Raw genomic sequence first — 7,448 nt, 5'->3', positions numbered from 1 at the left:
GAACGGAAATCACCTTCATTTGACTTAGTAGTGTTCACAAAGAGTCCCTTGACCATTTAGTTTTTCAACACTATGAGTAGAAATTATTCTACTCCTTATTCGAATCGAACATTTTCTGAAATCTCCTCAATTTTACTCCAATCGATAATTTGAATCATTTCATCAATCCGTTGAATAATTCCTTCATCAGACCACTGCCTTAAAACCCGATTTAAATGTCTTTTTGTTGTACCTATAAGTGAAGCCACCTCATCCAAAGTATTTGTCATAATATATTCTTTAAAGAGTGAAGTCGATTCAATTGTACATAAATACGCAGCTAAACGTATGGAGACAGAGGAAAGAGCGTTCACTCTTGAGGAAATCGTGCATGTTCGAAGTTTATATGCCAGTTCTTGTAATAGCATTTGAGTAAATGAACTGTCATGTTTTAAATGTTGTTCATAGAGAGCATATGGAACAAATAGCAAATGGCACGTCTCTGCAGCTATACAATTTGACTGTACCGAGCAGTTTTGAAAGATTTCAACATCCCCCATAATGGCAGGCTTCTGACAGTATCTTAATAATAATTCCTTCCCTGTGATTTCAGGGCTAGAAACATAATATCTCCCCTCTAATAAAAAATAGAGACCAGTGATAGCTTCTCCTACTTTTAAAATATAGTCATTTGATTCATACCTACGAATTTCTATATTCTTTTTTATCTCTCCTTGAAAGGTATAACTATAAATTTTGGAAAATGTTTCGAAATGCATTGTTACCTCCGGGACATCTGTCCTTCTAAATATTTTTACTATACATTATACTCGAACCAGGAGCTGATAATATGAAATTTGTATTTGATATTGATGGAACTATTTGTTTCGATGGAAAAACAATTGATGAGACTATTTGTGAAGTCTTCGATGAGTTATTAAAAGCGAAGCATGAAATTGTCTTTGCCTCTGCAAGACCCATTCGTGATCTACTACCAGTCTTACCTGAGAAATTCCGACAAATGTCCATGGTTGGTGGAAATGGAGCGTTTACGTTTGAACATGGGAAAATTCAAGTGGAATTTTTTAAAAGTGATATTTTACAACACCTAATCACTACTATTCACTCAAATCAATTATCTTATTTAGCAGATAGTGATTGGAATTATGCGTTTACAGGTGATACTGAGCATCCGGTTTACATAAATATCGATAAAACAATGTCAAAGAATCTCGATATTGCTGAATTGCAACAAATTTGCAAGTTGATCCTTTTTCACCCAACACAAGAGGTGTTACAGGAGGTATTAAAATTACGTGTTTCAGTTGTAACTTATAAAAATGAACATGCAATTGACATTAGCCCGCTTGGTGTAAATAAAGTGAAGGGGCTTCATAAATTAAAGATTGATCAATTTATTGCGTTTGGAAATGACAGTAATGATCAATGTTTATTTGAACATGCCATTCATAGTGTTTGCGTTGGAAATCATGAGGTCCAGCGTTTTGCTACTGAAACGATTGATAGAGCAGATATTCCTGCTACAATTAGAAACATCATAAAAAATTTGGAGGAATGTAACGATGAGAATACCAATGAAATTAAAACAAGGTGATGAAATTCGAGTTATTGCACCTAGTCGCAGCATAAAAATATTATCTGAAGAGGGTATCCAGTTAGCAAAGAAACGTCTTGAACAATTAGGATTAAAAGTGACCTTTGGAAAGCACGTTGAAATTTGTGATTTACAAAGTTCTTCCTCAATTGAACAACGCATTGAGGATCTGCATGATGCTTTTTCAGATAAAAATGTAAAAGGAATTTTGACGGTAATTGGTGGTTTTAATAGTAATGAATTACTGCCATATATAGATTATGAATTACTAAAAGCAAATCCGAAAATACTATGCGGTTTTAGTGATATTACTGCACTTGCAAATGCCATTACAGCAAAAAGTAATTTTATCACTTATTCAGGTCCACATTTTTCAAGTTTTCAAATGACAGGGTTACAAGATTATCAAACGACCTTCTTTAAAAATTGTTTGATGAACGAAGAGTCCTATTTATTGCAGCCATCAGCAAAATGGAGCGATGATTTATGGTTTTTAGATCAAGAAAATCGTGTTTATGAAGAAACGAAATGGAAAATTTATTCAAAAGGTAGTGCTACAGGAACGCTATATGGCGGAAATCTATGTACACTTAATTTACTTCAAGGAACAAAGTACATACCTCATTTAAGGGATTGCATTTTATATGTGGAAGATGATGAATTAATAATACCTGAATTGTTCGCAAGAGATTTAACCTCTTTATTGCAAGCTAACGTAGATATAAAAGGTTTATTAATTGGGCGTTTTCAAAAAGTGTCCAACATGACAGAAGAACAACTTCATTTTATTTTAGATAAGCACCCACAATTAAAACATATTCCTGTAATATACGATTTGGATTTTGGTCATACTCAACCTATTATGACTTTACCTATCGGGGGTACGATCAGTATCAATACACAAGATTTTAAATTAAAGCTAAATACTTTTTAATCAAGGTAAAGCAATGACCTCCTATCCAATAAAATTTATAGGAGGTCACAGCATTGTTGGTTCCCTTTTCGTTATATAAACAATAATCAAGATCACCCAATACGGCGTGGTCTTTGTTTAATTTAACACTACCAAAACTTTAGAAGTTTACTAATAAATATCAAACATATTCTTTATACTTAAAGATTTACGTTTCAGCTACTAATCCTCAATTCGTAAATATTTTGGTGGTTTTCTCATGATAAAATGTTTTTCAATAGACCTAAGCACTTCATCATTTCCAGGTAAAGTAACAGTCTCTATCGCCCTATTAAATGATAACCATTGGTAGTCGCTATGCTCATCATTTAATGTAACCTCTTGTTGCTCTTCTACAAAGCCAACAAATACAGGTGCAATATAAATATAATCTTCTTTCGGTGAATAGATTTGATCAAATTTATTAGAAGTATATAATCTAACTTTTGTAATTCCCGTTTCCTCTTTTATTTCTCTTAGGGCGGCTTCCCATGCACTTTCGTCTTTTTCAATTCCACCCCCAATGTAGCACCATACATCAAGCAGAGCCTCCGAAGCTCTTTTTAAAAGTAACACATTATATTCATTATTAATTTTTTTTAATAGAACTATAGCAACTCCTGTACACCTTATTGGGATTTCAGTCAATTTAATGCACCTCTATGTCTAGGTTAATAGTTTTTCACTAAATCATCACGTAGGTTCTTTAACAATTCATTTTCATTCATTGAAAACTGAATCATTTAATTAGTGATGCAGTTTTTTCGTCTCCTTAAATTTTGGATTCCAGTATGAATAAAATACGAAAAAATAATGACATGACTATGCTAACAAAATAATTTTTGTAAGCATTTTAGTGCTTCGTAAATACCTTCTCTGATGAATTTTTATTAAAAATTGTTTCCATATTGCATCCGATTAATTTATTTATACTCTTCTGTATCCTTTGGATTATAATGAGTTAAGAATATAGTCTTTAATATGGATTAAAAATATAAGCTAAACGTCTATTTTTTATTATAAAATAATGTGATACATTTATATCCATGAAAAGGAAATTTTATCTTAAGAAGAGGTAGATAGTCGTTGGTTACTGTAGAAAAAAGCACTGCATTATTCAATAAAAAGTATAACATCGAAGAGATTAAAAATGCTTATGAATATGCCTTTAACAAGATTAAACTAGATTTGTCTGAAAGGAATAATACTATGAATATCACGATTGAAGATGTCCATACAAAAGACGCTATAACTGCTGTTAGAAAAACAATTGAATTAATAGGAAAAATTAAATCTATTGATCATCGGTATATAAATGAAATATATGGTTATGAAACAGCCTTCAATGGAGTAAGTGGACGAATTATTGTAAAGGGTGGATTCTCATCTGGTTATCAAGGTGAAGGTCCTCAGGGGCTAAAAAAGATCCTTGCAGAACTAGGTGTTAATGAGTCTAAAATTGAAGAGAATGTAAATAGTGTGCAAAAGAAATTTACATTATTTATATAAAATCCAAGAACAAAACTAGGTTATATCAGTAATGTGACTATTTATATTTCAACATTTTTAGGATAGTCAAATACATATTCACAACGATAGTATCGCTTAAAGTCCCACTTACATATATCGCAAGTGACCTACCTTCATCTCATATTTTGTTGTATGTGAACTTTGAGTCTAGCCCCAAGAACCGCCACCAATAATACGAGAGTTTACGTTAATCAAATCAATTACCCCATTTGGCAGCCTAACAAACGAAATAGTAACAGATAAACATGCCTTACTAGTGATTCTAAAACTACCTTTTCTAACTATTGCTTAGCAGCTGCTAATGGTGTAACTTGCATTTGAGAAGTAAACTACTGCATCAGATCAACAACTGCCGGAATTTTTTGGAACAGTTCGAAGTCATTAAGCTGTACATTTGTTGAAATGGAGGTTATTTCTTCTATGTTTTTTTGAGGAAATGTTGATGCTATGCTAAAGCTAGCGTTAATGTGAGTGCTGGTAGTAATTTTAAAAATCTTAATTATATTATTCCTCGAATTACAAAATTACCAATATAAGGATATAAATATTATTTTTATGTTATTTTCCTCCGTTCAGTCAAATCTCTATATTTTTATTTTAAAATGTGTATTAAATATAACTTCGACTCTATTTTTTATATTTCGACCAATAATCGTTAGTATTTGGTCTTCACCGACTATTTCATCTACATCTATTAATTTTATTTCAAAAATTGAAGCATCAAATTATCCCACTCCATCATTCAAATAGATATAGTAAATATTTACCTCAACCTACTTATATCCTATTATTACCATTACTTACATTTAAATGGAAATTCAATATCCTTTTTGACGTTTAGCTTTTTATGAACTAAATAGCTCTGCTTATTTCATTGACCTATGTATTGGTTTTACCACCGAAATAACTTTTCACAAATATTCAGTATTAGAAATAGGATTAAGGTTCTTTTCTTTTATTAGCCGGATTTTCACTGATGGTTAAAAGTTTGTTCAAAATTGCTTATTCAATCATTATTTATTATATAGATTAGGTTGCCAATGATATGGTACTGTCGTGTTATGATGTTTAGCCCATTCTACAGTTGCACCTACTATAAAACAGTCGCCTACAGTATTCCATTTCTGTATTAATTGTAATTCATTTAAAATCTTTTTCTATTATTTGGCTCTTTCTAAACTATTCATTTATTCACATTCTTTTTTATTTGAGTCATACAAAACATTAGTCAAAAATGTAAACTTTTTTGAGACAGCCTTTCAAGATAGTGCAAAAACATTTCATTAACTGCTATGACTTTTTCATCAAGCAATGAAAACCTACGATAAACTAATCATTATAAAGTAGATTATTACCATCGAAATCAAAACAATTAAAAAATAAGATATCCAAATGATATGTCTATTAGAAGGTATAAACGCTTCATTTAATATTTGTTTTCTTTTTGCGGAATAATTAAATGTAGCTGTAAAAATAATTAATAAACCAAATAGACATGCCAACAAACCAATGATTGCTGATAAAAAATCCACCCAAAAATTCCGAACAGTTCCAATAGCAAAGTGTAAACTTGTTGCTAAGAAGGCAACACCTAATATTGAAATTGCCGTTCTAATCCAAGCTAAATATGTTCTTTCATTGGCCAAATGTTGCTGGGCATACTTTAATTGCTTACTATCTATTTCTTGATCTAGCGAGTTATTTGACATTGTAACACCTACTACCTCTATAAAATAATATTTTGTAAATTTTATATTCATATAAAGATTCCTTGCCTTGTGATGCAAACAAACCAACAAACGACTTATCTGGAGCATTCTTATTTAAGCATTTAACCAAAAGATTCATTATCGTCTTGCCAATACCATTATTTAGTAATCTGGATGCACGACTATATCTTGAATTTTAAAATAAATAGCTCCATCACCAACAATTCTCCCCAACCCTACCATTTACTCATTATCTTTGACTGTGATTCAGTGGATAGAATTTTCTAATGATGTTTTTGCCACTTCAAAATTTATTTATTTTCTATACTATATTTCTCCATATCGGTGCTCCTATACTTTAACTTCATCAAATAAATTCGACACCTGATTATATAATCCTTCTAACAGCTAGATTAATCGTTAGTAAAATACAAACCTTTTTTATCTCAGTCGATTTTTCTTGCTTATGGATTATTTAACTAGAGTCCTAGTTTATAGAAGCACATTGCTACACAAACTGGTTCTTTTCCACACTCGGATGCTGCTCCTTTAGTTGGATAACCAAATTGATACAAATAAAGCCATCAATTTCAAGAAGACTTTTAAATATCTCCTGATAATCGTCTGGCTTCATCAGTAAGTCCCATATTAATCATTGCCTTCACTACTATTTCATGTAGTTCTAGATGGTCTTGCAATACATAATTAAGCTGAATATCCCTAAATAACGCTAGTCTTGAGGCAATTGGTGCAGAATAAAGATATTTCTTCAATAGCTCCAAATTTGGATCTGTGTGCGGTTGAATCTGGAATAGTGTTTGCTTTTCACCTTGAAGAAGCGGAGTTGTAACGCCCAGTCCATCCTGTGTTTCAATACTTACTTTACTTTGCCTATCTAGTTCAATGCTTATAACATATAGATACGGGTTGTCAATAATGGGTATCTGTAGATTCTCAATTAATAACTTTGATATTTTCTCCTGAACTAATTTATCATTTTCAGAAAGTTGATATGTAGCTTCTTCACTCCACCGTTTCTTAACTGCAATATAATTCTCTTCACTTTCAAATTGGTTATAAAACAACTCACTGTCAGTCATATTTACTCTTAAAAATTCACATAGATTGCTAGCAACAATACGAGTTGGACGTTCAAAATCCATAGGACAGATGCAAACAATTGGTGCTATTTCAAGATCAGTTACAGAACTATAATCTGTGAGGAATCCAAAGTGAATACCGTCTACACCAATATTTCCAAATACGACTACATCACTAGGTGTATTAAAATATCTAAAATTCTCAAGAGAAAGATAAAAATGAAGTCCAAGATAAACTTGTTCAGGGTCATCTAGAACATTTTGAAAGTCAATTAATTTTTGGAGTGTAGGTGGTACATTATATTTACCGAAATTTTTATTCATTGAGTTAGCCCCTTATGTTTTCCATAATCTTACCATGACAACTTTTACAAGATCACCCTTTATCGCGCTAAGCTGCTACTTTTTGCACAAGAAGTGACTGCTCTAATTGAACAATCGCACTCTTTAATGAAACACCCCACTCAATATTTGATATATTTGATATCACTAGCATCGCATTAAAATAATGTCTCATTCAAATTAATCGTAATTTTCTGTAATTACATGTAAGCGCAAAAAAG

The 7,448-nt window shown here is 31.6% G+C and carries 7 protein-coding genes and 1 pseudogene; 3 read left to right on the top strand and 5 right to left on the bottom strand.

Features of this window, described 5'->3' with window-relative positions:
• Nucleotides 1-95: 95 nt before the first annotated feature.
• On the bottom strand, nt 96-758 hold the full coding sequence (locus AC3WOM_RS26110; RefSeq protein WP_492448979.1) for a Crp/Fnr family transcriptional regulator: 663 nt from the start codon (nt 756-758) through the stop codon (nt 96-98).
• A 71-nt stretch (nt 759-829) separates the two neighbouring features.
• Between AC3WOM_RS26110 and AC3WOM_RS26105 the strand changes: the two genes are divergently transcribed.
• Nucleotides 830-1,594, top strand: a complete 765-nt coding sequence (locus tag AC3WOM_RS26105) for an HAD-IIB family hydrolase (RefSeq protein WP_492448976.1) — start codon at nt 830-832, stop codon at nt 1,592-1,594.
• The gene (locus AC3WOM_RS26100) at nt 1,563-2,528 is read left to right on the top strand and encodes a S66 family peptidase (RefSeq protein ID WP_492448973.1); all 966 of its coding nucleotides are present in this window, start codon (nt 1,563-1,565) and stop codon (nt 2,526-2,528) included. The genes AC3WOM_RS26105 and AC3WOM_RS26100 overlap by 32 nt, the downstream gene beginning before the upstream one ends.
• Before the next feature lie 201 nt (nt 2,529-2,729).
• On the opposite strand, the gene AC3WOM_RS26095 is transcribed toward AC3WOM_RS26100, so the two are convergent.
• Nucleotides 2,730-3,194, bottom strand: coding sequence for an NUDIX hydrolase (locus AC3WOM_RS26095; protein WP_492448971.1), 465 nt, complete (start codon nt 3,192-3,194; stop codon nt 2,730-2,732).
• Nucleotides 3,195-3,632: 438 nt separating this feature from the next.
• On the opposite strand from AC3WOM_RS26095, the gene AC3WOM_RS26090 reads away from it, so the two are divergent.
• A complete protein-coding gene (locus AC3WOM_RS26090; protein ID WP_427547121.1) occupies nt 3,633-4,055 on the top strand; it encodes a hypothetical protein in 423 nt (140 codons plus the stop codon).
• 1,340 nt (nt 4,056-5,395) lie between these two features.
• Here the strand turns inward: AC3WOM_RS26090 and AC3WOM_RS26085 are convergent.
• The 3 genes and pseudogenes from AC3WOM_RS26085 to AC3WOM_RS26075 all read right to left on the bottom strand — a co-directional run bounded on the left by AC3WOM_RS26085 (nt 5,396) and on the right by AC3WOM_RS26075 (nt 7,209).
• Entirely contained in the window at nt 5,396-5,785 is a 390-nt protein-coding gene (locus AC3WOM_RS26085; protein WP_492448968.1) for a YidH family protein, read from the bottom strand.
• Nucleotides 5,775-6,100 (bottom strand): annotated as a pseudogene (locus AC3WOM_RS26080) (GNAT family N-acetyltransferase); the annotation flags it as partial. The pseudogene AC3WOM_RS26080 and the gene AC3WOM_RS26085, both read right to left, overlap by 11 nt.
• Nucleotides 6,101-6,387: 287 nt before the next feature.
• Nucleotides 6,388-7,209, bottom strand: coding sequence for a hypothetical protein (locus AC3WOM_RS26075; protein WP_427550103.1), 822 nt, complete (start codon nt 7,207-7,209; stop codon nt 6,388-6,390).
• Nucleotides 7,210-7,448 lie beyond the last annotated feature (239 nt).

The sequence above is a fragment of the Lysinibacillus sp. FW301-JW8 genome (assembly GCF_058788755.1).
This window is presented reverse-complemented; position numbering and strand designations above follow the sequence as displayed.

Bases quoted from the DNA above. Each gene is read 5' to 3' on its own strand.
- AC3WOM_RS26100 (WP_492448973.1), top strand. From the start codon at position 1,563: ATGAGAATACCAATGAAATTAAAACAAGGTGATGAAATTCGAGTTATT.
- AC3WOM_RS26110 (WP_492448979.1), bottom strand. From the start codon at position 758: ATGCATTTCGAAACATTTTCCAAAATTTATAGTTATACCTTTCAAGGA.
- AC3WOM_RS26075 (WP_427550103.1), bottom strand. From the start codon at position 7,209: ATGAATAAAAATTTCGGTAAATATAATGTACCACCTACACTCCAAAAA.
- AC3WOM_RS26085 (WP_492448968.1), bottom strand. From the start codon at position 5,785: ATGTCAAATAACTCGCTAGATCAAGAAATAGATAGTAAGCAATTAAAG.
- AC3WOM_RS26105 (WP_492448976.1), top strand. From the start codon at position 830: ATGAAATTTGTATTTGATATTGATGGAACTATTTGTTTCGATGGAAAA.